23 protein-coding genes are annotated in these 26,451 nt (G+C 72.0%); 19 read left to right on the forward strand and 4 right to left on the reverse strand.

The window, feature by feature from the left end:
* Positions 1 to 149: 149 nt before the first annotated feature.
* The 8 genes from GQQ92_RS16970 (at position 150) to GQQ92_RS00130 (ending at position 8,570) form a co-directional block, all read left to right on the forward strand.
* Positions 150 to 809: a polysaccharide pyruvyl transferase family protein gene (locus GQQ92_RS16970; protein ID WP_156997220.1), complete on the forward strand. Its 660-nt coding sequence runs from the start codon at positions 150 to 152 to the stop codon at positions 807 to 809.
* A 78-nt stretch (positions 810 to 887) separates the two neighbouring features.
* A complete protein-coding gene (locus GQQ92_RS00100; RefSeq protein WP_156997221.1) occupies positions 888 to 2,828 on the forward strand; it encodes a DUF4012 domain-containing protein in 1,941 nt (646 codons plus the stop codon).
* 95 nt (positions 2,829 to 2,923) lie between these two features.
* Entirely contained in the window at positions 2,924 to 3,436 is a 513-nt protein-coding gene (locus tag GQQ92_RS00105; protein ID WP_156997222.1) for a hypothetical protein, read from the forward strand.
* Between the two features lie 109 nt (positions 3,437 to 3,545).
* Positions 3,546 to 4,673 (forward strand): heparan-alpha-glucosaminide N-acetyltransferase domain-containing protein, encoded by a 1,128-nt coding sequence (locus GQQ92_RS00110; protein ID WP_197738009.1) that lies wholly within the window; start codon positions 3,546 to 3,548, stop codon positions 4,671 to 4,673.
* Between the two features lie 129 nt (positions 4,674 to 4,802).
* Positions 4,803 to 5,696, forward strand: coding sequence for a UTP--glucose-1-phosphate uridylyltransferase GalU (gene galU, locus GQQ92_RS00115; protein WP_156997224.1), 894 nt, complete (start codon positions 4,803 to 4,805; stop codon positions 5,694 to 5,696).
* 59 nt (positions 5,697 to 5,755) lie between these two features.
* The gene (locus GQQ92_RS00120) at positions 5,756 to 6,580 is read left to right on the forward strand and encodes an HAD-IIB family hydrolase (RefSeq protein ID WP_156998090.1); all 825 of its coding nucleotides are present in this window, start codon (positions 5,756 to 5,758) and stop codon (positions 6,578 to 6,580) included.
* Between the two features lie 120 nt (positions 6,581 to 6,700).
* Positions 6,701 to 7,603, forward strand: a complete 903-nt coding sequence (locus tag GQQ92_RS00125; RefSeq protein WP_156997225.1) for a hypothetical protein — start codon at positions 6,701 to 6,703, stop codon at positions 7,601 to 7,603.
* Between the two features lie 25 nt (positions 7,604 to 7,628).
* Complete coding sequence (locus GQQ92_RS00130; RefSeq protein WP_156997226.1) at positions 7,629 to 8,570, forward strand: nitroreductase family protein; 942 nt, start codon at positions 7,629 to 7,631, stop codon at positions 8,568 to 8,570.
* A 104-nt stretch (positions 8,571 to 8,674) separates the two neighbouring features.
* Here the strand turns inward: GQQ92_RS00130 and GQQ92_RS00135 are convergent, their stop codons facing one another.
* Complete coding sequence (locus GQQ92_RS00135) at positions 8,675 to 9,991, reverse strand: UDP-glucose dehydrogenase family protein (RefSeq protein ID WP_156997227.1); 1,317 nt, start codon at positions 9,989 to 9,991, stop codon at positions 8,675 to 8,677.
* A gap of 219 nt (positions 9,992 to 10,210) precedes the next feature.
* Between GQQ92_RS00135 and GQQ92_RS00140 the strand changes: the two genes are divergently transcribed.
* From GQQ92_RS00140 to GQQ92_RS00190, 11 genes are all read left to right on the forward strand, one after another.
* Positions 10,211 to 11,293 carry a glycosyltransferase family protein gene (locus GQQ92_RS00140; RefSeq protein WP_156997228.1) on the forward strand — a complete coding sequence of 361 codons (1,083 nt, stop codon included), beginning with the start codon at positions 10,211 to 10,213 and terminating at the stop codon, positions 11,291 to 11,293.
* Positions 11,290 to 12,774 (forward strand): lipopolysaccharide biosynthesis protein, encoded by a 1,485-nt coding sequence (locus GQQ92_RS00145; protein WP_156997229.1) that lies wholly within the window; start codon positions 11,290 to 11,292, stop codon positions 12,772 to 12,774. Before GQQ92_RS00140 ends, GQQ92_RS00145 begins: the two co-directional genes overlap by 4 nt.
* A complete protein-coding gene (locus tag GQQ92_RS00150; RefSeq protein WP_156997230.1) occupies positions 12,771 to 14,063 on the forward strand; it encodes a polysaccharide pyruvyl transferase family protein in 1,293 nt (430 codons plus the stop codon). Before GQQ92_RS00145 ends, GQQ92_RS00150 begins: the two co-directional genes overlap by 4 nt.
* A gap of 1 nt (position 14,064) precedes the next feature.
* Complete coding sequence (locus GQQ92_RS00155) at positions 14,065 to 14,556, forward strand: acyltransferase (protein ID WP_156997231.1); 492 nt, start codon at positions 14,065 to 14,067, stop codon at positions 14,554 to 14,556.
* Between the two features lie 11 nt (positions 14,557 to 14,567).
* Positions 14,568 to 15,569: a glycosyltransferase family 2 protein gene (locus GQQ92_RS00160; RefSeq protein WP_156997232.1), complete on the forward strand. Its 1,002-nt coding sequence runs from the start codon at positions 14,568 to 14,570 to the stop codon at positions 15,567 to 15,569.
* 131 nt (positions 15,570 to 15,700) lie between these two features.
* Positions 15,701 to 16,693, forward strand: coding sequence for a glycosyltransferase (locus GQQ92_RS00165; RefSeq protein ID WP_156997233.1), 993 nt, complete (start codon positions 15,701 to 15,703; stop codon positions 16,691 to 16,693).
* Positions 16,690 to 17,820, forward strand: a complete 1,131-nt coding sequence (locus GQQ92_RS00170) for a hypothetical protein (RefSeq protein WP_156997234.1) — start codon at positions 16,690 to 16,692, stop codon at positions 17,818 to 17,820. Before GQQ92_RS00165 ends, GQQ92_RS00170 begins: the two co-directional genes overlap by 4 nt.
* Positions 17,817 to 18,911, forward strand: a complete 1,095-nt coding sequence (locus GQQ92_RS00175; RefSeq protein WP_156997235.1) for a glycosyltransferase family 4 protein — start codon at positions 17,817 to 17,819, stop codon at positions 18,909 to 18,911. Before GQQ92_RS00170 ends, GQQ92_RS00175 begins: the two co-directional genes overlap by 4 nt.
* Positions 18,912 to 18,927: 16 nt before the next feature.
* Complete coding sequence (locus tag GQQ92_RS00180) at positions 18,928 to 20,082, forward strand: acyltransferase family protein (RefSeq protein ID WP_156997236.1); 1,155 nt, start codon at positions 18,928 to 18,930, stop codon at positions 20,080 to 20,082.
* Entirely contained in the window at positions 20,079 to 21,266 is a 1,188-nt protein-coding gene (locus GQQ92_RS00185; RefSeq protein ID WP_197738010.1) for an acyltransferase family protein, read from the forward strand. The genes GQQ92_RS00180 and GQQ92_RS00185 overlap by 4 nt, the downstream gene beginning before the upstream one ends.
* Positions 21,263 to 21,877 carry a YdcF family protein gene (locus GQQ92_RS00190; RefSeq protein ID WP_197738011.1) on the forward strand — a complete coding sequence of 205 codons (615 nt, stop codon included), beginning with the start codon at positions 21,263 to 21,265 and terminating at the stop codon, positions 21,875 to 21,877. The genes GQQ92_RS00185 and GQQ92_RS00190 overlap by 4 nt, the downstream gene beginning before the upstream one ends.
* Before the next feature lie 60 nt (positions 21,878 to 21,937).
* Here GQQ92_RS00190 and GQQ92_RS00195 read toward each other — a convergent pair whose 3' ends face one another.
* The 3 genes from GQQ92_RS00195 to GQQ92_RS00205 are packed head-to-tail and all read right to left on the reverse strand — an operon-like array spanning position 21,938 to position 26,416.
* The gene (locus GQQ92_RS00195) at positions 21,938 to 23,581 is read right to left on the reverse strand and encodes a hypothetical protein (protein WP_156997238.1); all 1,644 of its coding nucleotides are present in this window, start codon (positions 23,579 to 23,581) and stop codon (positions 21,938 to 21,940) included.
* Entirely contained in the window at positions 23,578 to 25,077 is a 1,500-nt protein-coding gene (locus GQQ92_RS00200; RefSeq protein ID WP_156997239.1) for a hypothetical protein, read from the reverse strand. The genes GQQ92_RS00195 and GQQ92_RS00200 overlap by 4 nt, the downstream gene beginning before the upstream one ends.
* Positions 25,078 to 25,096: 19 nt before the next feature.
* Positions 25,097 to 26,416: a polysaccharide biosynthesis tyrosine autokinase gene (locus GQQ92_RS00205; RefSeq protein ID WP_156997240.1), complete on the reverse strand. Its 1,320-nt coding sequence runs from the start codon at positions 26,414 to 26,416 to the stop codon at positions 25,097 to 25,099.
* Positions 26,417 to 26,451: the final 35 nt, after the last annotated feature.

Genomic DNA, 26,451 nt, shown 5'->3' on the forward strand with positions numbered 1-26,451 from the left:
CCGTGCTTCGCCGACTGCGTGGGCGTCGTCTTCGGAACTTTGGCGACGAACTTGGTCCTCTTGTAGTGAGGGGGCTATTGGCCAGCCTGACTCTCGGGGAGGAAGCGGCGTCCGGCAAACGGGAACGGCTGCTCTCGGTCGGGTCCGTCATGCACTTCGCGAAACCTGGGGATCATGTCTGGGGTTCCGGGATCAACGGGAAAGTGGCACAGCCGGTGCGTGTAAGGGCGGGTGACCTACACGTTCACGCTGTGCGCGGGCCACTTTCACGCAAGTACCTGGCCTCTCGTGGGCACGATGTTCCCGAAGTCTATGGAGATCCGGCTCTGTTGATTGCGCATGTCGATGATCGTTTCTGTCTGGCTGGGGCCGTGAAGCTACGACGCCGACTGGTAGTCCCGAACCTGAATGATGCTTCTCGGTATCGCCACCATCCGGATGCCGTCTCGCCCCTCGCTGATCCAATCGACATCGCCCGACTCATTGCCTCGAGTGAATTCGTTGTGGGCTCCTCGCTGCACGCGATGGTCCTCGCGGATGTTTATGGAGTTCCGAGCCGGCCATTGGTATCCGGGCATGAGAGCACGTTCAAATATGAGGACTACTACAGCGGGACTGGGCGCGAGCTCCCCGAATTTGCGCTAGACATCGACCACGCCGACAAGTTGGGCGCTGTTCAAGCGGCAATGTTCAATCCGCAACCGCTTATAGCCTCATTTCCCAAAGAACTCTTTCGTTCTGCGACCGAGTCTTCTGAGGGCGCGCCTTCTTCTAACAGAGCCCATCGAAGAGGCTCGGGAACGACGTAATAGGGCGGTGCGGCTGAACTAGCGACTCGACGGTGGTACTCCTTCACCCGCGTAGCAGCCCGGGCTACGCTACTGATCGTGACGCCGTCTTCCGGGGGTTCGGAGTCGTCGAGTCGGAACCATGGGGATGGGGCATCCGATCGGCGCCATGAATCGAGCCGTTCGCACCACTCGGGCTCCGGCGGCGGTTCCGGCCGCTCGCACCGGCATCACCACGGCTCGAGCAGCCGTCGGCGCAAGGAGCAGCAGAAGAAGCGCCGCAAGCGCATCATCGTGTGGTCGATCGTCGGCGTGCTCGCACTGCTCGTGTTCTGCGTGGTGTGGGTGGGCGTCCGCGGGTTCCTCGCCGTGGGCGAACTGCAGGCCGCCGTGCCGCTCGCGAAGTCCGCGCAGCAGCAGGTCGTCGCGGGCGACACGAAGGCGGCGCAGCAGACCGCCGACGAACTGGCCGGCCACGCGGCATCCGCCGCCTCGCTCACGGGCGACCCGATCTGGCGCGGCGCCGAGGTGCTGCCGGGCATCGGGCCGAACCTCGAGGTCATGCGCGTGGTCGCGGCATCCGTCGATCGCATCGCCCGCGACGCGGTCGTGCCGCTCGCGACGAGCGCCGCGACCATCGACCTCGCCTCGTTCGCGCCGGTCGACGGGCGCATCGACCTGCAGCCCATGATCGACGTGCAGATGCCCGTGCACGGCGCGCGCATCGCCTTCGACAGCGCCGACGCCGCCCTCGCGAACGTGCAGGACGCGCAGGTCATCGGCCCCCTGGCCGACGCGCGCTACGAGCTCACGAGCCTGGTCGACGAAGCCGGGGCGACGGTCATCGGCCTCGACAACGCCGTGCGGCTGCTGCCGCCGATGCTCGGCGCCGACGGGCCGCGCGACACGCTGCTGCTGTTCCAGAACAACGCCGAGCTGCGATCCACCGGCGGCATCTCGGGCGCGCTCGCGAACGTCCACGCCGAGGGCGGCGCCGTGTCGATGACGCGGCAGGCGAGTACCCGCGACTTCCCGAAGTTCACCCCGCCCGTCATCGACCTGCCCGCCGACACGAAGGCGCTCTGGAGCGACAACACCGCGAGCTACATCCAGGACGTGAACTTCACCCCGCAGTTCCCGCTCGCCGCGACCATCGCGCGCGAGATGTGGCGGCTCCAGTACGGCGCCGAAGTGCAGAGTGTCGTCGCCGTCGACCCGGTGATGCTGAGCTACCTGCTGCGCGCCACCGGACCGATCACGCTCACCACCGGCGAGCAGCTCACGAGCGAGAACGCCGTGCAGTTCCTGCTGAGCGACGTGTACGAGCAGTACCCCGTGTCGCAGCAGGACGCGATATTCGCGGATGCCGCGGCCACCGCGTTCCGTGCCCTCACCGCCGGCGGACTCGACACGCAGGCGCTCATCGAGGCGCTCGCGCAGGCCGGCACCGAGCGCCGCATCCTCGTCTGGAACGCGGATGCCTCGGAGCAGGCGGTGCTCGCCGGCACGACCCTCGCCGGCGGCCTGCCCGAGAGCGACGCCGAGACCCAGAACTTCGGCGTCTACCTCAACGACCAGACCGGTTCGAAGATGGACTCCTACCTCGACGTGCAGGTCGGCGCGGGCACGGTGACGTGCCGCAACGACGGCCTGCCGAACTACGAGGTCGTCGTGAAGCTCACGAACACGGCACCGGCGGATGCCGCGACCAGCCTGCCGCCGTACGTCACCGGCGGCGGGGTGTTCGGCACGCCGCCGGGCAACATCCGTACCACCGTGCACGTCTACAGCGCGCGCGGCACGTACAACCTCGGCGTCGCGCTGAACGGCGAGCCCACCGACTCCCGGCCCGCGACCGACACCGGCTACGAGGTGAGCAAGGTCGTCTCGCGGCTCGCACCGGGGGAGAGCGCCGAGTATCGCTTCGGGTTCCTCGGCGGCGAAGCGGGCGAGAAATTTACGGCCACCGAGGCGACGCCACTTGTTTCCACGCCGGAAACATTAGGGGTCGCGCTTTCCTGTGAATCTGCCCTATGGTGAGACGGTGTCATCTTTTCGGAAGGGTGGCACCTCCGGGGGGATTCCGAATTGCGGGCCTCCGGCGTTCATGAAGCACTACGAGGGGTAACGCAATCATGATCCGAAAGATCCTGGCGACCGTCGCGGTCGCCGCGGCCGCGCTGATCGCCGTTCCGGCGGCGGCGCACGCAGAACCGACCGGCTACGTCGGTCAGGGCACCGACCTCACGCTCGAGGTCGGCGAGGTCGGCACGATGGTCTTCAGCGGGCTCACGCCGAGCACGCCGTCGACGGCCACCGCCGACGACCTCGTGGTGCTCGCGGTGCTGAAGGCGTCGACGGCGTCGAGGCCGACGGATGCCTCGGGCACGGTGTCGTACGACATGTCGTCGAACACGCCCGGCACCTACACGATCACCGCCACCGCGGGCGAGTCGGTCGCGACCGGAACGCTCACGGTCGTGCCTGCCGAACCGTCGACTCCGGCTGACTCGTCGTCGAGCGGCATCGCCGAGACCGGCTACGACATGCCGGTGCTCTGGCTCTGGATCGGCGGCGGAGCACTGCTGCTCGGTGCGGCGCTCATCGTGGTGCTGACCACGGTGCGACGCTCTCGCGACCAGTCCTGATCACCGCACGGCGTCGGGCTGCCGAGCCCCTCCGCAGCCGGTGACCACGCCACGAATGCCCGGATCTAGCGGTCCGGGCATTCGGCGTGCCCGGGGGTCGAGGGCCGGCGTGGCGGGCCGGGGCGCGAGTGCGGCCGCCGGGCGCATCGTCGGCGTCGACATCGCGCGGGGGCTCGCCCTCATCGGCATGTTCGTCGCCCACGTCGCGCCCTCGGTCGACGATGCGGGCGTCGCCGCGCTCCTCGCCGTGGCCGACGAACGCCCGCGGCTGCTGTTCGCCCTGACGGCGGGCATCGGGCTCGGCCTCATCTCGGGCGGCACGCGCCCGACCGCCGAACGCCGGGCCCGCGGCATCCTGCGCGGGCAGATCGCGATCAGGGCGGTCATCCTCATCGCGCTCGGCGTGCTCATCGCGGCCACGCTGCATCCGCTCGTCTTCATCATCCTCGACGTGTACGGCGTCGCGTTCCTGCTCATGCTGCCGCTGCTGTTCGTGCCGCCGCGCGTCGCGCTCGGGCTCGGCATCGGCCTGCTCGCCGTGACCCCCGCGCTCGCGGCGATGGCCGCCGCCACCGAGTTCGTGGTGCAGACACGGCTCACGCCCCTGCGCTTCCTCGTCGACTGGCTCGTGAGCGGGGCGTACCCCGTCGTGATCTGGGTACCGGTCATGCTCATCGGGCTCGCCCTCGCCCGCCTCGACCTCGGCGCGCGCGCGACCGTCGCCGTCACCGGCCTGCTCGGCGCCGCCGCGGCCTGCATCGCCCTGCCGCTCGCGTCGCTGCTGCCCGCACCGACGATGGTCGCGGAGGCCGCGTGGTCGCTGCCGCTGCGCGCCTCCCTCGAGACGTTCGGCAACACGGGCGTGGCCGCCGCCGTCGTGGCGGTGCTGCTCGCGCTCACCGCGTTCGTCGCCCCCGCCGTGCGCCGCGCGACGGTCGCGGTCACCTCGCCGATCGCCGCCATGGGCGGCATGCCGCTCAGCATCTACACGCTGCACCTCGTGGTGATCTCGCTCGCCCAGCGAACGGATGAGGCCTCGAACACCGTGACGGATGACTCGTGGCCGCTGCTCGTCGGCCTCGTCGTCGGCTCCATGGCGTTCGCCTGGCTCTGGCGCCGGTTCATCGGGCGCGGTCCGCTCGAGTGGGCGCTCAGGTGGGCGAGCGGCCGGGCGTGGGCCGACGCCCGGCGGGCACGCGCGGCCGAGCCGCCCGAGCCAGGGCCGCCCGCGGGCTGAGCGCAGACGCCCGCCATGCGGCATCCGCCCGGGCATCCGCCCGCCATGCGGCATCCGCTCGCTCGGCCGCGCACGAGATCGTCCCACGTTCGTCATCCCCGCTTCACACGCGGCGGATACGGTCGCGGAATGGGGAGAACAACGATGAAAGCCGTCATTCCGGCCGCAGGCCTCGGAACCCGATTCCTGCCCGCCACGAAAGCCATGCCGAAGGAGATGCTGCCCGTCGTCGACAAGCCGGCGATCCAGTACGTCGTCGAGGAGGCCGTCGCGGCCGGCATCGACGACGTGCTCGTCATCATCGGGCGCAACAAGAACGCGCTCGCGAACCACTTCGACCGCGTCACCGAGCTCGAGCACACCCTCGAGCAGAAGGGCGACGCCTCGAAGCTCGAACGGGTCATGCACTCGAGCAGCCTCGCCGACATCCACTTCGTGCGGCAGGGCGACCCCCGCGGGCTCGGGCACGCCGTGCTGCGGGCGCGCAAGCACGTCGGCGACGAGACCTTCGCGGTGCTCCTCGGCGACGACCTCATCGACGAGCGCGACGTGCTGCTCACGAAGATGATGGCCGAGAGCAGCTCCAGGGCGGCGACCGTGATCGCGCTCATGGAGGTCGAGCCCGACCAGATCCACATGTACGGCGCCGCGGCGGTCGAACCGACCGACGACCCCGACGTCGTGCGCATCACGGGCCTCGTCGAGAAGCCCGCCGCGGCCGACGCCCCGTCGAACCTCGCGATCATCGGCCGCTACGTGCTGCGGCCCGAGATCTTCGACGTGCTCGAGACCACGCCGCCCGGCAAGGGCGACGAGATCCAGCTGACCGACGCGCTCGAGGTGCTCGCCGCCGACGAGTCGATCGCGGGCGGCGTCTACGGCGTCGTGTTCCGCGGGCGCCGCTACGACACCGGCGACCGGCTCGACTACATCAAGTCGGTCATGCTCCTCGCGCTCGACCGCGACGACCTCGGGCCCGAGCTCGCGACCTGGCTCAAGGCGCTCGCCGAGAAGCTGCCATGACGGGGCCGGCGGCGCCCGAGGCATCCGCTCGCTCCGAAGCCGGCGCACGAGAGCGGCGGATGCCCCGACTCGTCGCCTTCGACCTCGACGACACGCTCGCCCCCTCGAAGAGCCGCATCGAGCCGGCCATGGCCGACGCCCTGACGCGGCTGCTCGCCCGCGCCGAGGTGTGCATCATCTCGGGCGGGGACTTCAGCCAGTTCCGCACCCAGGTCGTCGACGCGCTCGCCGGGCCCGCCGCCGAGGGCACGGGCGCCGAGCCCGACCTCGGCCGCCTGCACCTCATGCCCACCTGCGGCACCCGGTACCTGCGGTTCGAGGCGGGCGAGTGGCGGCAGGTGTACGCCGAGGACCTCAGCGACGACGAGGCCGCCCGCGCGACCGCGTCGATCGAGCGCCGCGCCGCCGAACTCGGCTACGACGGCGGCGAGACGTGGGGGCCGCGCGTCGAGCACCGCGGGTCGCAGGTGACGTTCTCGGCCCTCGGCCAGGCGGCGCCCGTCGCGGCGAAGGTGCGATGGGATCCGACCGGCGCGAAGAAGGCCGCCCTGCGCGCCGCGGTCGCCGCCGACGTGCCCGACCTCGAGGTGCGCTCGGGCGGTTCCACCTCGATCGACATCACCCGCAAGGGCGTCGACAAGGCGTACGGCATGCGGCGCCTGCTCGACGCGACCGGCATCGACGCGGCCGACATGCTCTTCGTCGGCGACCGCCTCGACCCCGACGGCAACGACTTCCCGGTCGTCGCCACCGGGGTGCCCTGCGTGGCCGTCGAGGGGTGGCGCGACACGCTCGTCGTGATCGACGGGCTCGTGGGGGCTGCGCCGGCGGTCGCCGGGACGCCTTCGGTCGCCCCGGCGCCCGCCCCGGCGCCCGCGCAATGAAGATCGTGTTAACTCTGGTGTCCGGCGGGTTGCGGGGGCCCGCGCCGGAGGTACGTTCCCATCAACGGGGGCACAGCGACGTCACCGACCCCCGACTCGAGCGAGGGAGACGGACCACACGTGAACGATGAACATCCCGCTGCATCCCGCGACGGCATCCGACGCCGCACCATCATCATCGGCGCGGCCGCCGGGCTCGTGACCGCGGCCACCTCGGCCGCCCTGCCCGCCGTCGCGGCGCCGACGTACTCGCCGATCCCGAAACTGCCGTTCGAGGTGTCGCGCCTCGACACGCAGGTCACGAGCATCGGCAAGAAGAAGTACGAGGCGATCGACGTGCTCTACCAGGGCGACCGCATGCGCCTCTTCGTGCCGCACGCGTCGCCGCCGAAGACCTCCGTCGGCGTGCTCTGGTACTACCACTCGAACGGCAGCGACTACACCTCGCTCACGAACGTCTACAAGTGGAGCGCCATGATGGCCGTCGACGCCGGCGCGGTGTGCATCTGCGCCGACTACGGCGGAAGCCTCTGGACCTCGCAGCCCTCGCTCACCGCGCAGCAGAACGCCACCCGCTACATGGGCAACGTCTGGAAGATCGCGGTCAGCTTCATGCGCGCCAACTCCGGCGGCGGGCCGCTGATGACCTACGCGTACGGCACGAAGATGGTGCCCGCCGTTCGCGGCATGTACATGGCCAGTGCGGCGTACGACATGGAAGACCTCTACGACCGCGACCCCGTGCGCATCCCGCCGGTGTACGGCTTCAACCGCGACCTCGCCGTCGCCACGAACCCGGCGCGGCTGCCGCAGTCCTCGTGGGTCGGCACGCGCATCCGCACGGTCGTCTCGATGTCGGACCCGCTCGTGCCGCCGCCCCAGCACACGCTCGCGCTCGTCGACAAGGCCGCGCCCGTCGCGCGCGAGACGAGCGTCGAGTACCACGACGGCGGGCACCGCGTGCCCGACTGGACGAGCACCGACATGATCGCCACGTTCAAGCGGTGGCTCGCCGAGGGCTGAGCACCACGACAGAGGGGGAGACTCCATGCTCGACACGATCAAGAAGCCGCTGCGCGGGCCCGTGCGGCGCGCCAAGCGCGGCTGGCTCATGTACGCCGAGTTCCTGCGCGACTACCGCCGGTACCGCGACTCGGCCGCGCCGCCCGACGACGCCGTCACCGACGTCGTCTCGGGCGTGAACCTCGAGGCCCAGCTCACGAAGGACTACCACCGGGTCGAGAAGGGGCTGAGCCTCAGGCAGCCCAAGCAGCCGTTCGGCGCGGCCGTCGAGCAGCGGCTCTCGATGCTCATCCCGGTGGCCGGCGCGCAGGCCGCCGAAGCGCCCTACCTCCGGTTCGCCGAGGACGCGAAGGGCGCGCTCGGGGCGTGGAACGGCGGCGGCGCCGTCGACGACGACGTGAGCCCGCCGGCCATGCCGGTGCCGCTCTTCGGCGCCGTCGAGATGGACCGCTTCTTCGCGACCCGGCACAGCGTGCGCGACTTCGACGAGAGCAGGCCCGTCGAGCCCGCGACCCTCGAGGAGGCGGTGCGCCTCACGACGTACACGCCCTCGGTCTGCAACCGGCAGGCGGGCCGCGTGCACGCGTTCAGCGGCGAGGCCGACGCCGCGCGCATCCTCGCGCACCAGAACGGCAACGCCGGGTTCCGCCACCAGGTGCGCTCGGTGCTCGTCGTCACTGTCGAGCGCGGCCTGTTCGCCGGCGCGACCGAACGCAACCAGCGGTGGGTCGACGGCGGCCTCTTCGCGATGACCCTCGTGTGGGCGCTGCACGGGCTCGGCGTGAGCTCGTGCATGCTCAACTGGTCGATGACGAACGCGCAGACCGACGCACTTCGGCGCGAGGCCGGCATCCCCGACAGCGAAGACGTCATCTGCCTCATCGCGATCGGCTACCCGCCCGAGCAGGGCTTCCGGGTCGCGCGCTCGCCGCGGCGCCCCATCGGCCAGGTGCTCACCGTCCACTAGGCACGAACGAGCGGATGCCTCGGGCCGGACATCGGCTCCGAGGCATCCGCTCGTCGTGTGCTCGTCGTGTGCTCGTCGTGTGCGCGTGCGTGACGGCGCGCCCGTCAGGGGCGGCCGAGCCCCTGGTACGTCCAACCCGCGGCCCGCCATGCCTTCGGGTCGAGGCAGTTGCGACCGTCGATGACCTTGCGCGTGCCGACCAGCTCGCCCGCCCACACCGGGTCCATGTGCCGGTACTCGTTCCACTCGGTCACGAGCACGACGAGGTCGGCGCCGCTCAGCACCGCCTCGAGGTCGTCGTCGAACTCGAGCTGCGGATGCATTCGCCTCGAGTTCTCGATCGCCTCGGGGTCGATCGCGACGACGTCGGCGCCGAGCCCGCGCAGGCGCACCGCGACGTCGATGGCGGGGGAGTCGCGGATGTCGTCGGAGAACGGCTTGAACGCCAGCCCGAGCACCGCGACCTTCTTGCCGTGCGGCTCGCGGTCGAGGGCGTCGACCGCGAGATCGACGACCCGTTGGCGGCGACGCAGGTTGATCGCGTCGACCTCCTTGAGGAACGCGACCGACTCGCCGCGGCCGATCTCCTCGGCGCGCGCGGTGAACGCGCGGATGTCCTTCGGCAGGCAGCCGCCGCCGAAGCCGACGCCCGCCCCGAGGAACCGGCGCCCGATGCGCACGTCGAGGCCGATCGCGTCGGCAAGCTGCGTCACGTCGGCGCCGGTCACCTCGGCGATCTCGGCCATCGCGTTGATGAACGAGATCTTCGTCGCGAGGAACGCGTTCGCCGAGACCTTCACGAGCTCGGCCGTCGCGTAGTCGGTGACGATGAGCGGCGTCTCGGCGGCCAGCGCCTGCGCGTACACCTCGGAGAGCATCGCCTCGGCCGTGGCCGCCGCCTCGGCGTCGACCGGCACGCCGTACACGAGGCGGTCGGGGCTGATCGTGTCCTTCACCGCGAAGCCCTCGCGCAGGAACTCGGGGTTCCACGCCAGGAACGCGCCCGTGCCGCTGTCGGCGATGCGGGCCGCCAACCGCTCGGCCGTGCCCACCGGAACCGTCGACTTGCCCACGATGAGGTCGCCCGCCGAGACGTGCTCGAGCAGCCCCTCGACCGCGGCGTCCACGTAGCTCAGGTCGGCCGAGAACGAGCCGCGCAGCTGGGGCGTGCCCACCGCCACGAAGTGCACGGACGCGCCCGCGACATCCGCCATGTCGGTCGAGAAGGTCAGGCGACCGGATGCCACGGCCGAACGCAGCAGCTCGGGCAGGCCGGGCTCGAAGAACGGCGCCTCGCCCACCGCGAGGCGGGCGATCTTCGCGGCATCCACGTCGATGCCGACCACCTCGTGGCCGAGCTCCGCCATGCTCGCGGCATGCACCGCCCCGAGGTATCCGCACCCGATCACTGAAACTCGCACGTCAGCCGCCTCTCATCACGATGGACCGGCGTGGAACGCCCCACCGGTCCTGCCCCAGTTCTAGCAGAGCCCCGTTGAGGGTTGTTTCCCTGCGGTTACATCTGGGTGTCGTTCAAGCGAACCCTCTTCGGCGGGCTCGAACCGGCGGCTAGTGTCGTGCTCAGGTTCACCGTCGTTCCCTGAATCCCGCTCAACTGCCGACTTAGGGGGTGTCGCACCGTGCCGATCTCCGCAGCATCCACGACCGACGATCGACGGCCGTCCGCCGGGGCTTCGGCGTCGGCCGACCGGCCCGTCCGCGACCTGACCGTGCTGCACTCGCTGCACCCGCCCGACGGCACGACCCAGTTCGTCGACCAGATGGTCGAGGGGGCGCCCGGTCACGTGCGCATCGAGTTCTTCTCGTGGCGCACCGCGCTCACGGGCCGCTACGACGTCTTCCACGTGCACTGGCCCGAACTGCTCATCCGTCGGCGCAGCGCCGTGCGCCGGTTCCTGCTGCGCCGCGCCCTCGACGTGCTGATGCTCCGGCTTCGCGTGCAGCGCATCCCGCTCGTGTGGACCGCGCACAACGTCGAACCCCACGAGCGCGGAGAGGCCGGCGAGCGACGCTCGCTCGCGCGCTTCACGAAGGCGGTCGACCTCGTCGTGCGGCTGAACCCGACCACCGTGCCGCCCGTCGGCGCCGAGCGGGCCGAGGTCATCACCGTGCTGCACGGCCACTACCGGTCGAGCCTCTCGGCCTACCCGGCGGCGACCGCGCAGCCCGGCCGGCTCCTCTACTTCGGCATCATCCGCCCCTACAAGGGCGTGCCGCACCTCATCGACTGCTTCGCGCAGCTCGCCGACCCCGAGCTGACGCTGCGCATCGTCGGCAAGCCGCACGCCGGCCAGGGCGAGATCATCGAGGCCGCCACCCACGCCGACCCCCGCGTCACCGCGCGGCTCGAATTCGTCGACGACGACGTCGTGGTCGACGAGGTCACCGCCTCCGAACTCGTCGTGCTGCCGTACCGCGAGCAGATGCACAACTCGGGGGTGCTCCTCGCCGCGCTCTCGCTCGGCCGGCCCGTGCTCGTGCCCGCCTCGCCCACCAACCAGGCGCTCGCCGACGAGGTGGGCGCGCCGTGGATCATCCAGTACGAGGGCGACCTCGACGCCGCGAAGCTCGAGGCGGGCCTCGCCGCGGCCCGGCGCATCCCTGCAGGCGCAGAGCCCGACCTGGGCCTCCGCGACTGGGAGCACATCGGCCGCCAGCTCGCCGACGGCTATCGCGACGCGATCGAACGGCTGCGGGCATGACCGAGGTCCAGGACCCGCCAGCTCCCAGCCTCGGGGCGAGCGCCTCCCGCGGGGCGCTCGCGACGATGGGCGGCCAGGGCGTGCGCCTCGCGATCCAGCTCGCGGGCATCGTCGTGCTCGCCCGGCTCCTCACGCCCGCCGACTACGGACTCATCGCCATGGTCACCGCGATCATCGGCGTCGGCGAGATCTTCCGCGACTTCGGCCTCTCGAGCGCGGCGATCCAGGCGAAGACCGTCAGCCGTCAGCAGAAGGACAACCTGTTCTGGCTGAACACCGGCATCGGCCTCGCGCTGACCCTGCTCGTCTGCGGGCTCTCGGGCGTGATCGCCGGCATCTACGGCGACGAGCGGCTGCAGTTGCTCACCGTGGCCCTCTCGGCGACGTTCCTGCTGAACGGCATCTCGACCCAGTTCCGCGCCGACCTGACCCGCAAGCTCCAGTTCCTGCGGCTCGCGATGGTCGACAGCATCGCCCAGGCCGTCGGCCTCGCCGCGGGCGTCGTGTTCGCCCTGCTCGGGTTCGGCTACTGGGCGCTCGCCGCGCAGCAGCTCGCGATCTGCGTCATCGCGCTCACGATGCTCGTCGTGCTCACCGGCTGGTTCCCCGGCTGGATCCACCGCCGCACCCCGATGCGCGCCTTCCTCGGATTCGGCGCGAACCTGCTCGGCTCGCAGCTGCTCGGCTACGCGGCGGCCAACGTCGACTCGGTCGTCATCGGCGCCCGCTTCGGCGCGACGGCGCTCGGCTTCTACAACCGCGCCTTCCAGCTCATGATGCTCCCGCTCATGCAGTTGAACGCCCCCTCCACGCGGGTCGCGCTGCCCGTGCTCTCGCGCCTGCAGGACCAGCGCGAGCGGTTCGCCGCGTTCATCTCGTTCGGGCAGTCCATCCTGCTCATGGCGGTCAGCTTCACCTTCGCCTTCCTCGGCGCCCAGGCCCCGTCGGTCGTCGAGCTCGCGCTCGGCCGCCAGTGGCTCGAGGTCGTGCCGCTCTTCCAGGTGCTGCTCGTCGCCGGGTTCTTCCAGGCATCCAGCTACGCCGTGTACTGGGTCATGCTCGCGAAAGGGCTCGCACGGGAGAACCTCCACTACGCGCTCGCGACCCGCCCGGCGATGATCCTGCTCATCGTGCTCGGCGCGAACTGGGGCGTCGGCGGGGTCGCCGTCGCGTACACCGCCTCGATCGTGCTGATCTGGCCCGTCGGGCTCCTCTGGATCTCGAGGGTGTCGGATGCCCCCGCCAAGGCGATGTTCCTGAACGGGGTGCGCATGCTCCTCGTCTTCGGGTTCGGGGCGGGGGTCTCGTGGCTCTCGACCTTCGCGCTGCCGGCCGACGCCATCGTCCTGCGGCTCGTGGTCGGGCTCGCCTCGCTCATCGGCTGGGTCGTGCTCGTCGCGCTCATCTGGCCGCGCTTCCGCGCCGATCTCGTGACGCTCGCCCAGGCCCGCAGGCACTTCGGATCCAGGAGGACCCCATGATCGACCGAACCATCCGCCGCGCCCGACGGGTCGCCCGCGAGGCGTACCTGACCAGCGGGCTGCCCTCGCGCCTCGACCACGCCCGCATCCTCCGCACCGTGCGCGGCGCCCGACGCCCCGGGGCCGCTCTCGACGGGCCGCACGTGCTGCTCGCCGCGCCGGGCGGCGGCAACATCGGCGACCAGGCGATGTTCGAGGCCTTCATCGAGGGAACCGCGGGCGCCGTCACCGTCATCGTGCGCTCGGCGGCCGAGATCGCCGTGCCGGCGCCGCACGCCGAGCGGGTGACGGTGCTCGAGCTGCCGCACCTCGTCTACGGCTCGCGCCGCGCCCACCGGGCCGACGTCACCCGCTTCGGCGAGCTGCTCCGCACGGCCGCGAGCCTCTCGGTCGTCGGGGCCGACATCATGGACGGCCGCTACGTGCTGCGCCCCTCGGTGCGACGCTCCGCGCTCGCCGGCGCGGCGGCGGCGGCCGGCGTCGACACCCGCATCCTCGGGTTCAGCTGGAACGGGCAGGCCCGCACCGCCGCCCGCCGGGCCCTGGTCTCGGCGAGCCGCCACGGCGCCGTGCCCATGCTCCGCGACCCGCTCTCGGCCGAGCGCGCGGCCCGCGACGGCGTCACCGGCATCCGCGACGTGGCCGACATCGTCTTCTCGGCCGAGACCGTCGACCGTGCCCTGCTCGACGGCCTCGGCGAGGCGTTCGCGCGCCCGTACGCGATCGTCAACGTGAGCGGCCTCATCGGCGGGCAGGTCGACCAGGCGGCCGAGTACGTGCGCATCATCCGCCACCTCGTCGAGCGCGGGCTCGCCGTCGTCGTGCTCCCGCACGTGTCGCGACCCGACGCCGACGACCTCGAGGCCTGCGAAGAGGTCGTGCGCCGCCTCGACGGTACCCCCGTGCGCTTCGTGCGCACGCTCGGCACCCCGGCGTCGATCCGCGGGCTCGCGGCCGAGGCATCCGTCGTCGTCACCGGGCGGATGCATCTGGCGATCATGTCGATCTGGAGCGGCCGGCCCGCCATCACGCTCGCGACGCAGGGCAAGGTCGAGGGACTCATGCGACTGCTCGGCACGCCCTCGCTCTGCGTCGAACCCGAGGCCGGCTTCGCCGACCGGGTCGTGCGGGTGATCGACGAGGTCCTGCCAGAGGACGCGCCCGTGCGCGCCTCGATCGCCGCCGCCCTGCCGAGGGTGCGCGAGCTCGCGGCCGAGAACCTCGCCGGGCTCGGCGGCAGGCCGGGCGACGCCCGCACCGACGACGCCCTCGACGCGGCGGTCGCCTGACGTGGGCGGTCGCGCATCCGGCGCGTTCGCCTCGCTCGTCGGCGGCAGCCCGATCTGGTCCGACCGCCTGCGGCGCCGCATCCTGCGCTTCGCGGGCGTGGACCTCGCCCGCGACGCCCGCATCCAGCCGTACGTGCGGTTCGTCGGATCGCCCCGACGGCTCTCGGTGCGGTCGGGGGCGTTCGTCAACGTCGGGCTCCTCGTCGGGGCCAACGCCGACATCGTGATCGCCGAACGCGCCTCCCTCGGCCCGAACGTGCAGCTCATCCCCACGACCCACGAGATCGGGCCGCACGAACAGCGCGCCGGCGCCACCACGAGCGCGCCCATCCGCATCGGGCGCGGCAGCTGGATCGGCGCGGGCGTCACCGTGCTCGGCGGCGTCGACGTCGGCGACGGCTGCGTCATCGCCGCGGGCTCGGTCGTCACACGCGACTGCGAACCCGACGGCCTCTACGGCGGCACCCCCGCGAAACTCCTGCGCAAGCTCTGATCGGAGAACGCATGTCACCTCGAGTCAGCATCATCGTCCCGGTGTACAACGCCGCCGAGTTCGTCACGGCCGCGCTCGAGCACACCGCCACCCAGACCTATCAAGACGTCGAGATCGTGATCGTCGACGACGGCTCGCGCGACGACACGGCCGCGCTCGCCGAGGCGTTCACGCAGCGCGAACCCCGGGCCCGGCTCATCCGCATGGGCGAGAACGGGGGAGTCGCGCGCGCACGCCACCGCGCCATCCAGGAGAGCCGGGGCGAGTACTTCTGGTTCATCGACGCCGACGACGGGTGGAACGAGCACGCGCTCGAGCACCTCGTCGCCGCCGCCGATGCGGGGCCGTGCGACGTCGTCGTCGCCGGGGCGCGCATCGTCTACGACGGCGGGGCCGGGAGCCGGCCCATCGCGGCGCCCGAGTCGCCGCCCGTCGACAACGTCGACGCGATGTCGATGCTGCTCTCGGGCCGCATCACCGGGCACCTCTGGAACAAGCTGTTCCGCCGCTCGCTCATGCAGCGCATCGGTCTCGTGCCGGCGCGGGTGCACTCCGACCTCGCCATGGTGGCCGACGCGCTCTCGCGCGCGCGGTTCGTCGCGTTCCTCGACCTCGAGGTGTACGAGTACCGGCTGCGCAGCGGCTCGATCATCACCTCGGGCTCGCGGCGTGCCGAATCCCTCGCGCTCGTGGGCGACGCCGTCACCGAGGCGGCCAGACGCGCCTCGCCCGCCCTCGTCGACAGCGACGAGCACCGGTACTTCGTGTGCCGGTACATCGTGCTCTCGGGGGCGAAAGACGCCGCACTCGCCCCCTACGAACCCGCAGAGGGCCGCCGCCTGTTCGAGTCGATGCGCGGCCGCATCACCAATCAGGACCTGCTCCTGCTCGCCCGCCGCCGCGACGTGCAGCGCCTCGCGCTGGCCACCTCCGCGCGCTGGTCGAAGCCGGTCTACCGCGGCCTGCTGCAGGTCGCCGACCGCTGGTTCCGGGTGCGCGGAGCGGGCGTATGAAGTCTGGGTTACGTCTCTGTTAATCACCGGACGGACGCCGAACCCGCGGGTTAGTCTCATCGCGAGAAGGCCACCGCCGTCTTTCGATTCCGAATCCGAGATCTCGAAATCGTGAGCAGGGGGCTGACTCCATGTCTGCAACAACCAGCGACATCCGTGCACCGCGAAAGCTCGTCCTCGCGGCCTCGACCGGCGGTCACCTCGTCGAACTCGTGCGCCAACTGCCCTTCCTCGGGGCATCCGACGACTCGCTCTTCATCACGTTCCGAACACCCCAGAGCGAGTCCCTGCTCGCCGGCCGCCGCGTGCTCTACGTTCCGTACGTCCGCCCGCGCGACTACGCCGGGGTGCTCAGGGCCATCGGCATCGTGAACCGCGCGCTCGCGGCCGAGCGCTTCGACGGGGCCGTCAGCACCGGCGCCGCGATCGCCCTCTCGGTGCTGCCCATCGCGCGCATGCGCGGCATCCCCGCGACCTACATCGAGAGCGTGTGCCGCGTCGACGGCCCGTCGACCACCGGCCGCGTGCTCTCGGCGATGCCGACCGTCGCGCTGCGCACGCAGCACGAGGCCTGGGCCGACCGCCGCTGGCGCATGCAGCCCAGCGTGCTCTCGACCTACGCGTCGGCGCCTCGCGAGTTCCCGACCGACCCGAACCGGCTCTTCGTCACCCTCGGCACGATCGAGGGCTACCGGTTCGACTCGGTCGTCGACGCCGTGCTCGCGAGCGGCGCCGCCAACGACGACACCGTCTGGCAGCTCGGCTCCACGGGCTCGCGCCGCGACCTGCCCGGCCGGGTGTTCGAGCAGATCGCCCCCCACGAGTTCGAGCAGTACTCGCGCGAGGCCGGCGTCGTCGTCACCCACGCCGGCGTCGGCACCCTCATCGGGCTGCTCGGCAACGGCATCTACCCCGTGATGGTGCCGCGGCGCGCGCACCGGCACGAGCACGTCGACGACCACCAGCTCCAGATCGCCGACCTCGTGAACCGCCTCGGCATCGGCAACGCCGTCGAGGTCGATCAGCTCGACGCCGATGCGCTGCGCCGAGCCGCCGAACGCCGCATCGTCGACTACGCGATGCCGCCCACCACCGCCGACGAGAAGGACCTCGAACCCGCATGAACAAGATCTTCGCCGTCGGCCGCGGGCAGTACGAGAACGTCGGGGACATCATCCTCCGCCGTCCGCTGCTCGACTGGGTGCGCCCGCTGGGGCAGCTGCACGTGTACGTCGGCCACTCGCCCGACGGGTACGACGAGGGGCTCGGGCTCGCGCCCGACGACGTCGTCTACCGTTCGTTCACGAGCTGGTACCGCGCCGCCATGGCCGCCGCGATCGCGGGCGAGGCGTCGTACGTCTTCAAGCCCGGCGAGATCCAGCTCACCCTCATCGGCATGAAGGAGCACGTGTCGATGCTCCCGCTGCTCGCGACCATCCGCCTGCGCGGCGGCCGGGCCGTGCGCGCGGGGGTCGGCACGCGCAACTACGCGCCCGTGCCGCGGGCGATCATGGGGCCCTCGATCCGGCTCTCCGACCTCACGCTCTGGCGCGACGTGACCACCGCCGAGTACATGCGCCGCGGCGAGGCCATGCCCGACCTCGCGTTCGGCGAGGGCGCGCCCGACGAGCTGATCCCGGCGTTCGCCGCGGGCGAGGGCGAGCGCGACGTGCTCGTCGTCTCGATGCGGGCGGATGACCCGGCACGGCCCTACCCGAGCCGCGAATGGATCCGCGGGGTGCGCGCCTACGCCGACCGGCACGGCCTCGCGATCTGGGCCGTCACCCAGGTGCAGGTCGACAACGACACGAGCCGTCGCCTCGCGCACGACCTCGGCGGCGAGCTGCTCGAATGGGACGAGCTGTCGGGGCACGACGTGCAGGAGTGCCGCCTGCGCGAGCTCTACCGCCGTACGGCGATCGCCCTCAGCGACCGGCTGCACGTCATCATCGCCGCGTTCACCGAGGGCGCCGTGCCCGTCGGCTCGCTCGTCGACGTCTCCGACAAGATCGACCGCCACTTCGCCACGATCGGCATCGACGACCTCTCGCTCGCCACCGGGCGCATGACGGCCGACGACCTCGTCGACGCCCTCGAGACGCTGGCCGGCCGCCGGGCCGAGATGTTCGACCGCCTCGTCGAGGCCCGCGCCCGCCTCGACGAACGGCGCGAGCAGGTGCAGGCGACGCTCCGCGGCGCGGCATCCGCCGCCCGCCTCGTCGAGGCGCCGACCGAGATGGCGCTGCCGTGACCGCGCCCGAGCACGGGGGGCCTGGCGCGGCCGCACCGCCCCGGCCGATCGTGCACCACCTCGGTCGCGGCGGCGACATCGCCGGCGGCATGACCCAGGTCGTCAACGGATACCTCGAGTGGCCGTTCGAACACGTTGACACGCGCCTCATCGTCACCCGCGGCGACCCGGGCGACTCGATCGCCGCCGCCCGGCTCGCGGCCGCGGCCGCCGTGCAGATCTCGGGCCTGCGCCGATCGACGCCGCAGGTCGTCGTCGCCCACCTCTCGGAGGGGGGATCCTTCCTGCGCGAGGGCTCGCTGCTGCGCATGGCGCGGGCCCGCGGCATCCCGACCATCGCGCATCTGCACGGCAGCTCCTTCGCCGAGTTCGCCGCCCGCCGGCCCGGCGTCGTGGGCGGCGTCCTGCGCGCCGCCGACCGCGTCATCTCCCTCTCTGAGGAGAGCACCGAGGTCGCCGCGGGGTTCGTCGACCGCGAGCGCATCGAGCTCATCCCGAACGCGATCCCCGAGAGCAGCCCCACGGCGAAGCATCCAATCGTCGCCTTCGGCGGGGTCGTCGGACACCGCAAGGGCATCGACGTGCTCCAGCGTGCGTGGGCCGACCTCGGCGGCGCGCGCGACGGCTGGCGGCTCGTCGTCGCCGGCCCGGTGCGCGACGAGCACCTCGTCGACCGGCAGGCCGACGGGGTCGAGTTCGTCGGGTCGCTGCCGCACGACGAGCTGATGGCCCTGCTCGACGAGTCGCTCGTGGCGGTGCTGCCCTCCCGCGAGGAGGCGATGCCGATGTTCATCCTCGAGGCGCTCGCGCGCCGGTGCTGCGTCGTCTCCACCGACGTCGGCGGCATCGAGGCCGTGCTCCGCGACGGCGCGGGCCTCGTCGTGCCGCCCGGCGACGCCGAGGCGCTGCGGGCCGCGCTCGAATCCGTGCTCGTGGACCGCGGCCTCCTCGAGGCCGTCGCCGACGAGGGCGCCAGGGTGTTCGCCGAGCGGTTCTCGGCGACCGCCGTCTTCCCGCGCGTCGAGTCGCTCTGGCTCGACGCGATCAACGGCGGCCGGGCGCGCACGCTCGCCGCCGGCGCAGCGGTGTGAACGAAGGAGGGGACCGATGACGACGGAATCTGCGCGACGACGGCTCATCGAGCCCGAGACGGGCAAGCGGGCCTGGGTCGACTTCGCCAAGGGCGCGGCGATCGTGATGGTGGTCTACTACCACACGGCCCTCTACCTGCAGGCGGCGGGCATCCAGGGCACGCCCTGGCTCGTGAAGGCACCCCTCGAACTCTTCCCGATGCCCGCCTTCTTCCTCATCGCGGGGCTGTTCGGCAACCGGCTCGGCACGTGGGCGTTCGCCGACCTCTGGCGTCGCCGGCTGCTGCCGCTCCTCTACCTCTACGTGCTCTGGTCGGTGCTCCGGTTCGCGTTCTACCTCGTCGTGCCGGGCGTGAACGGCGAGCTCGGCGAGTTCCCGGCGACGAACCCCATCGGGCTCCTGCTCATCGCGGTCTGGCCGAGCAGCAGCTACTGGTTCATCTACGCGCTGTTCCTCTTCACGCTCGGGGTGTGGCTGCTGCGCCGGGTGCCGCCCGCCGTGCAGGTCGCGGCCGCGGCCGTGCTGTCGGCCTTCGTCACCTCGGGCATCCTCGACGCGAACAACGTCGGCTGGAACCGCGTCGGCGGGCTCTTCGTCTTCTTCCTCGTCGGGGCGCTCTACTCCAAGCGGCTGTTCGAGCTCGTGAACCGGGTGCGGCCCTGGATGCTCGCGACCGCCTTCGCGGTGTTCGTCGCGGTCGTCGCGGGGCTCATCCTCTTCGGCCTGCGCGCGGTGCCCGGCGGCGTGCTGCTCGGCCAGGTCGCCGCCGTGGCCTTCGGCATCATGGCCTCGACCTACCTCGTGCGGCTCCGGCCGCTGCGCTTTGTGTCGACGCTCGGCGCCACGAGCCTGCAGATCTACCTCTTCCACCTCTACGTCATCGTCGTGATCGCGGCGATCGTCGCGGCCCTCGGCCTCGAGGTGCCCCGATGGGTCGGCATCTGCCTCCAGCTCGTCGTCATGACGATCGCGATCATCGTGTCGTTCCTCCTCACCCGCCTCACCTCCCGGGCCCGCTGGCTCTATGTGCCGCCGACCTGGATGACCCGGCGGCGCGGCGTCGGCGTCTCGGGCACCGCCACGTACCGCGCCGGGCGCACGCCCCGCGCCGGGCGGAGCGGCGGCCCCGCGCCCGTGCCCGGTGCCCAGCCGACGGGCGAGACGCCGTGACCGCCGTCGACGTCGCGGCCCCGCGCCCCACCCGTCGCCGCGACCTCTCGATCGAGTCGCTCCGCGGCCTCGCGATCGTGCTCATGGTCGCCGGCCACGTCATCGGCGGCGACGGCTCGCGCGGCATGACCGTCGCCGACGACTCGCTCTGGCGGTGGTCGTACGTCTTCCTCGAAGACATCCGGATGCCGCTGTTCGCCGCGCTGTCCGGATTCGTCTACGCCTTCCGCCCGGTGTCGACCTCCGCCGGGTACGGGCGCATGGTCACCGGCAAGGTGCGGCGGCTGCTCGTGCCGCTCGTCACCGTCGGCACCGCGTTCTTCGTGCTCCAGACGGTCGTGCCGGGCACCAACGTCTCGGGTTCGGCGAGCGAGATCTGGCGCGTGTACCTCTACGGCACCGGGCACTTCTGGTTCCTCCAGGCGATCTTCCTCATCTTCCTCGCGGTCGGCGTGCTCGACCTCCTCGGCCTCCTGCGCCGCCGCCGCTCCTGGATCGTCGCCGTGGCGGCGAGCTCCGTGCTCTACGTCGCCGTCCTGCTGCCCGAAGCGTGGGACGTGTTCAGCGTCAACGGGGCGATCAGGCTACTGCCGTTCTTCCTCCTCGGCTACGGCGTGCACCGCTTCGTCGCGAATCCGCCGCCGCTCGGCCTGCTCGTGCCGACCGCGGCGGCCTTCGTCGCCGTCTACGCGCTGCGGGTGCTCGACATCGCCGGCGTCGTCGACCTCGTCGGCGCGGGGGAGCGGGCCTCGAGGATCGCCGTCGGCCTCGCCGCGACGCTCCTGCTCCTGCTCATGCGCGACCGCATCCGGGTCGGGTTCCTCGCCTGGCTCGGACCGTTCGCCTTCGCGATCTACCTCCTGCACGTCTTCGGTTCCGCCGCCGCCCGCCTCGCCCTCGGCCGAGCCGGCATCGACGGCGAGATCGTGGTCTTCGTCGTCTGCATGCTCGCCGCCCTCGGCCTGCCCATCCTGTTCGAGGTCACGCTCGGCCGCATCCGCTGGGTCAGCTGGGCGTTCCTCGGGCAGAAGCCGTGGAAGCCGCGGCCCAAGGCGCGCCCGTCCGACGGGCCGGCCGAGCCCGCGGACGAGGCGGCTCCGCGGCATCCGTCGCCCGAGCCCGCGGACTCGGCGGCCCCGCCGCATCCGTCGCCCGACCCCGCCCGGCAGCAGGAGCGTGCGTGAGGGGCGTCGCCGCCGCGCCCACGACGCGCGTGAGCGCACGCGCCCGACCCGACCCGGTGCGGCGGCGCAGGTTCCTCATCGCCCTCGGCGCGGTGCTCGCCGCGATCCTGCTCGTCGCGGGGCTCGGCGCCCCGATCTACGTCTTCCCCCCGCAGGCCGCGGTTCCCGAACGCGCCGACGCCGTCTTCATCCTCGGCCCCGCCCGCGCCGAGCGCTTCGAACTCGCCCGACAGCTCATCGACGACGGCGTCACCGACCGCATGGTGGTCTCGGTGCCCGCCGACGTGCTCGAATCCCCGCGCGAGACCGGTCGCTACCGCAACTGCAACATCCCCGGCGGCGACGTCACCTGCGTCGACGCCGAACCCTCCACGACCCGCGGCGAGGCGCAGCTCCTCGCCGCGCTCGCCGACGAGCAGGGCTGGAACAGCGTCATCGTCATCACCCGCACCCCGCACATCATTCGCACCCGGGTGCTGTTCGATCGCTGCTTCGACGGCGATCTCGCGGTGCTCGACTCCCGTGAACCGATCACCCTCGCGGGCTGGATGCGCGAGTACGCGTACCAGACGGCCGCATTCGCGAAGGTGCTGACGACCACCGACTGCTGACCGCGCCGCCTCCGGGGCCGCGCCGATCACGAGACCGGGCCGCCTCCGGGGCCGCGCCGATCACGAGACCGCGGGGATCCCCGACGTCTGCCAGGCGTACCCGCTCACCCGCGTGCCCGTGTCGAGCAGCGAGATCTCGGGACGGCCGCAGGGCACGCTCACGTACGCCTGCGGGGTCGCGGTCGTCGAGTTCGCGAACCGCCAGACGAGCAGCTCGCACGGCGCGGCATCCGCCGTCACGCTCAACCGCACCGAACCGCGCGATGAGACGGTCGCGCCCACCCTCGTCGAGGCCGCGCTCCGCGTTCCCGCGGCGTTGCGCGCGGCGACCCGATACGTCGGCCGCGACCCCTGCGCGAGCGCCGCCCCCGACACCTCGGTGGCCCCGCTCGCCGCGGCGAGCTTCGGGACGGCGGGGGATGCCGCGGCGTGGCCGGGATCGCCGTCGAGCCCGATGACCCGCCACGCGCCGCCCCGCCGCTCGATCGAGAACGACCCGCTCGCCACCGTCGCGTTCGATGCCGCCAGCACCGAGCCGAGGTCTCCGTCGCCCGTGATCCGGGGGCCCGCGGTGGCGGTCCAGACGCCGGCCGTGCCCGCGGTCACGTGCTGCGCCGAGAGGTCGTGGGCGGTCACGCGCGTGTTCGCCATCGCCCCGGTGATGCCGATGAACGACCCGAACGTCTGGTCGCCCGAGTTCGGGTACCGCATCTCCATGCAGTGCTCGAGCGTCAGCTCCGAATGCGATTCTCCCGCCGAGTCGTCGATGGAGATCGACGGATGCGTCGTGGCATCCGTCGTTCGCGGGGTGTAGAAGATCGACGTGTCGATGTGCACGTGCGAATTGCGGATCACGAGCATGGGGCCCTTCGCGTTCTGCCCCTCCTCGTGCACGGCCCGCAGGTGGATGCCCGAGCAGGCGTCGAGCTCGATGCGCCCCGAGACGATGGCCGTGAACTCGGCCCCCCGGCAGTACTTGAGGCGCGCGAGCCCGACGGGGGAGTCCGCCTTGCAGCCGAGCATGAGCAGCCCGTCTCCGTTGGAGATCTGCTCGACGAGCACCGAGCCCTCGGGCCCGCCCGAACGGTTGTAGCAGCCGATGAGGATGTTGCCGTCGCAGTAGTCGGTCCACGAGAGCATGGCGCGCACGCCGTACTGCACCACGTTCTCGAGGCGCACGGCGGTGCGGTTGCAGAAGACGAGCCCGACGTTCGCGCCGCCGCCCGAGACCGAGCCGTCGCGCAGCACGAGGCTCACGATCGCCCCGACCGAAGAGCCCGTCGCGCGGTTCGCCTGCGTCACGTCGACCGTGCCCGAGCCCAGGCCCAGCGCCCGGCGCCTCGTGTTCGGGAAGAACGCCCACCGCGTCGTCTTGTCGCGCCAGAACGCGTCGGTGCGGGGGAGCGCAGCCCCGAGCGCGAACGCGGCGCCGTTCATCTGGATCGTGAACAGCGCATACGGGTCGGCGCGATCGAGGAAGATCGGGCTGTTCAGCAGGTACGTGCGGCCCGCCTCGAGCGCGAGGCCCGTGCCGCCCGCGTCGTACGCGGCCTGGATGGCGGGCGCGTCATCGGTCGTGCCGTCGCCCGCGAGGCCCGCCTCGCTCGCGGTCGTGAGCGGGAGCATCCCGCCCGCCCCGGCCGAGGCGAACGCCGACGCGCCGAGGGCGGTGGCGGCGAGGAAGGATCTGCGGGTGGCGCTCATGATGCGGGGACCTCCGGTCGCGGCGCGGCCGCCGTGGGCGCGGTCGCCATGGGCGCTGCCGCGGCCGCCGTCGGCTCGACGGCCTGCCGGGCGCGGTCGCGGAACGAGGCGATGACGCCCGCCGCCGCGAACGCGAACGGGAACGCGGGCGCCGAGACGAACACCGGGGCGCCCACCGACTCGATGATGATGAGCACGAGCCAGGCGATGCCCGCGACCCGCAGCCAGCGCACGAGGACGTGCTCGTCGGCCGAGGTTCGCCGCACGAGCGAGGCGAACACCGCGATGATGCCGGCCGCGAAGCACACTGCGCCGAACCACCCGGTCTCGCCGAGGATCGCCGGCCACTGCGTGTCGTTCAGGAACATGCCGTCCTCGGCGCGGCCGAGCCCGTACACGTCCTCGAACCCGAGCTTCACGTACTCGGGGCTGTAGTACTGCGAGGCGTAGAAGCTCGCGTACCGGCCGAACCCGGCACCCCACGGGAAGTGGTCGGCGGCGACCTGGAGCGATCCGGTCGTGAGCAGCGACCGTGCCGACTCCTGCACGATGTAGATCTGCACGTCGCCGCCGACGAGCTCGACGAGCGGCGGGAGCACGACCATCGCCAGCAGCGGCGCGAACGCGAGGATCGCGAGGTAGCGCACCGGGCCGCCGAAGCGCAGCAGGAGCAGGCCAATCGTGCCGAGCAGGCTCACGATCGACTTCACCTGGAAGGTCAGCAGCGCCATCGCGCTCGAACAGGCGAGCAGCACCGCGCTCACCCACGAGCGCCGCACCAGCAGGCGGTAGCTGAGCACGCCGACGGCGAGGATCGAACTGAGACGGCCGAAGGCGGCCGGATGCTGGAACGGCCCCTGGAGCGCGGGAATGCCGTTGACCATCGCGAACGGGGGGCGGTTCGCGACGAGCTGGCTCCACGGGCCGGGCGCGATCAGGTTCGCGACGGCCGTGAGCACGAGGATGCCGCCGGCGATCGCGCCGAGGCGCACGAGCACGCGCAGGTCCTCGACGTCCCAGCGCAGCTGGGCGAGGGCGAAGGCGAACACGAGCCCCTTCACCGCGAGGAACATCGCCTGCACGCTGATCGAGAACGGCACCGCACCGACGATCCCGCTCGCGAGGCCGACGGCGACGAACGCGAGGAACCACCACATGCCGGGCAGCGCGACGAGGCGGCGCTCGGTGACGAGACGCCGGGTGCTGAAGGCGACGAGCGCGAGCACGATCACCGCCTCGTCGGCGAAGCTGCCCGCGCTGCCGAGGAAGGTCTGCGCGAGCGTCGAGAGGATGATCGTGCAGAGCGCCGCGAACGCGAACGCCTTCGGCAGGAACGCGGCCAGGGCGAGCAGCACGAACCCGCCCGCCACGACCGCGATGAGGGGCGGCGCGATGAGCATGAACGGGGTCGCGGCCGCGGCGACGAGCACGCCGACGCCCGCCCAGATCGCGGTCGTCGCGGCCGGTCCTGCGCCGCGCCGCGTCCGCCCCGTCATCGTCGCGCCCCTCGGCCGATCACTCGATCGCATCCGCGCCGCGCGTGGGCGCGGCATCCAGCACGACGCCCGCGATCGGGGCGCCGAGGCTCGTCAGCGCCTCGACCGACTGGCGCAGGTCGGAGATCTTCGACCGGCCCGCCCGCACGACCACGAGGTACGCGTCGGCGTGCGCGGCGAGCGCCGCCCCGTCGGCCACCGGCAGCAACGGGCCCGCGTCGATCACGACGGCGTCCGAAGCCCGCCGCACCCGGTCGAGGAACGCGGCGAGGCCGTCGGACTCGAGCAGTTCGCTGAAGTCGCCGTCGAGCGCCGAGGTCGGCACGAGCGTCAGGTTCGGCGCGACCGCCGTGCCCGCGCCCGCCGCGGCGTCGCCCGCGAGGAGCTCGGCCAGGCCGCCGGCGGCATCGACGTCGAACGCCTTCGCGAGCACGGGCGCCCGAAGGTTGGCGTCGACGAGGGTGACCCGTCGACCCGCCTCCGCGAGCGACAGCGCGAGGTTCGCGGCCACGGTCGACTTCCCATCGCCGTACTCGGGCGAGGAGACGACGACGACCGGCGCGAGACCCTCGGATGCCGCGGGGATCCGCTGCCGCAGCAGGCGGAACGACTCGGCGAACGCCGTGAGCGGTTTCGCGCTGAAGAGCAGGGGTCGGGCGCGCACGGCGCGGTCGCGCGGAACGGCGGCCAGCAGCGAGGCATCCGTCGCCCTGCGAAGGTCGCGTGCCCCTCGGATGCGCCCGTTCAGGCTCTCGCGGAGCACGACCACGATGAACGCGATCGCGAGCCCGGCCGCGAGCGCCAGCAGGATGTTCACGACCGGTGCGCCCGTGGCCGGGAGATCGACGAGCGGCGGCTCCTGGAGCACGGTCGGCTTGAGCGGCACCGCGCTCTGGAGGCCCTTCTCGGGGTCCTCGATCGTCGCGAGCAGGCTCTTCATGACCGCGTCGACGAGCTCGACGGCCTCCTGCGGCGAATCGGCCGTCGCCGACACGAACATGACCGGCGACTCGGCCGTGATGCCGGCGGCGACCCGCTCGGCGAGGTCCGACGGCGTCTCGTCGAGCGCGAGGTCGTCGATCGCCGGCTGCAGCACGAGGGGCGTGACCGCGACCTGCGCGTACAGCGCCGTCATCTGCACGGCGACGGCGTTCGCCTGCACGACCGCCTGCGTGCTGGTCGCCTCGGCGGTCGGCGTGAAGAGCAGCTGGCCGGCCGTCTGGTACTGCGGCTTCACGGACGCGGAGTACACGAACCCCGCGGCGACCGCGGCGATCAGGATGGCGACGATGACGACCCAGTTCCGCCGGATCGTCCGCATGCTGTCATGGAGTTCCACTCGGTCCCCTTTGTGTCGTCGGTCTGATGGGTCTC

The sequence above is a fragment of the Agromyces terreus genome (assembly GCF_009749465.1).
Classification (GTDB): domain Bacteria; phylum Actinomycetota; class Actinomycetes; order Actinomycetales; family Microbacteriaceae; genus Agromyces; species Agromyces terreus.

Bases quoted from the DNA above. Each gene is read 5' to 3' on its own strand.
- GQQ92_RS16970 (WP_156997220.1), top strand. From the start codon at position 150: ATGCACTTCGCGAAACCTGGGGATCATGTCTGGGGTTCCGGGATCAAC.
- GQQ92_RS00105 (WP_156997222.1), top strand. From the start codon at position 2,924: ATGATCCGAAAGATCCTGGCGACCGTCGCGGTCGCCGCGGCCGCGCTG.
- galU (WP_156997224.1), top strand. From the start codon at position 4,803: ATGGGGAGAACAACGATGAAAGCCGTCATTCCGGCCGCAGGCCTCGGA.
- GQQ92_RS00120 (WP_156998090.1), top strand. From the start codon at position 5,756: ATGCCCCGACTCGTCGCCTTCGACCTCGACGACACGCTCGCCCCCTCG.
- GQQ92_RS00130 (WP_156997226.1), top strand. From the start codon at position 7,629: ATGCTCGACACGATCAAGAAGCCGCTGCGCGGGCCCGTGCGGCGCGCC.
- GQQ92_RS00145 (WP_156997229.1), top strand. From the start codon at position 11,290: ATGACCGAGGTCCAGGACCCGCCAGCTCCCAGCCTCGGGGCGAGCGCC.
- GQQ92_RS00150 (WP_156997230.1), top strand. From the start codon at position 12,771: ATGATCGACCGAACCATCCGCCGCGCCCGACGGGTCGCCCGCGAGGCG.
- GQQ92_RS00160 (WP_156997232.1), top strand. From the start codon at position 14,568: ATGTCACCTCGAGTCAGCATCATCGTCCCGGTGTACAACGCCGCCGAG.
- GQQ92_RS00165 (WP_156997233.1), top strand. From the start codon at position 15,701: ATGTCTGCAACAACCAGCGACATCCGTGCACCGCGAAAGCTCGTCCTC.
- GQQ92_RS00170 (WP_156997234.1), top strand. From the start codon at position 16,690: ATGAACAAGATCTTCGCCGTCGGCCGCGGGCAGTACGAGAACGTCGGG.
- GQQ92_RS00180 (WP_156997236.1), top strand. From the start codon at position 18,928: ATGACGACGGAATCTGCGCGACGACGGCTCATCGAGCCCGAGACGGGC.
- GQQ92_RS00195 (WP_156997238.1), bottom strand. From the start codon at position 23,581: ATGAGCGCCACCCGCAGATCCTTCCTCGCCGCCACCGCCCTCGGCGCG.
- GQQ92_RS00200 (WP_156997239.1), bottom strand. From the start codon at position 25,077: ATGACGGGGCGGACGCGGCGCGGCGCAGGACCGGCCGCGACGACCGCG.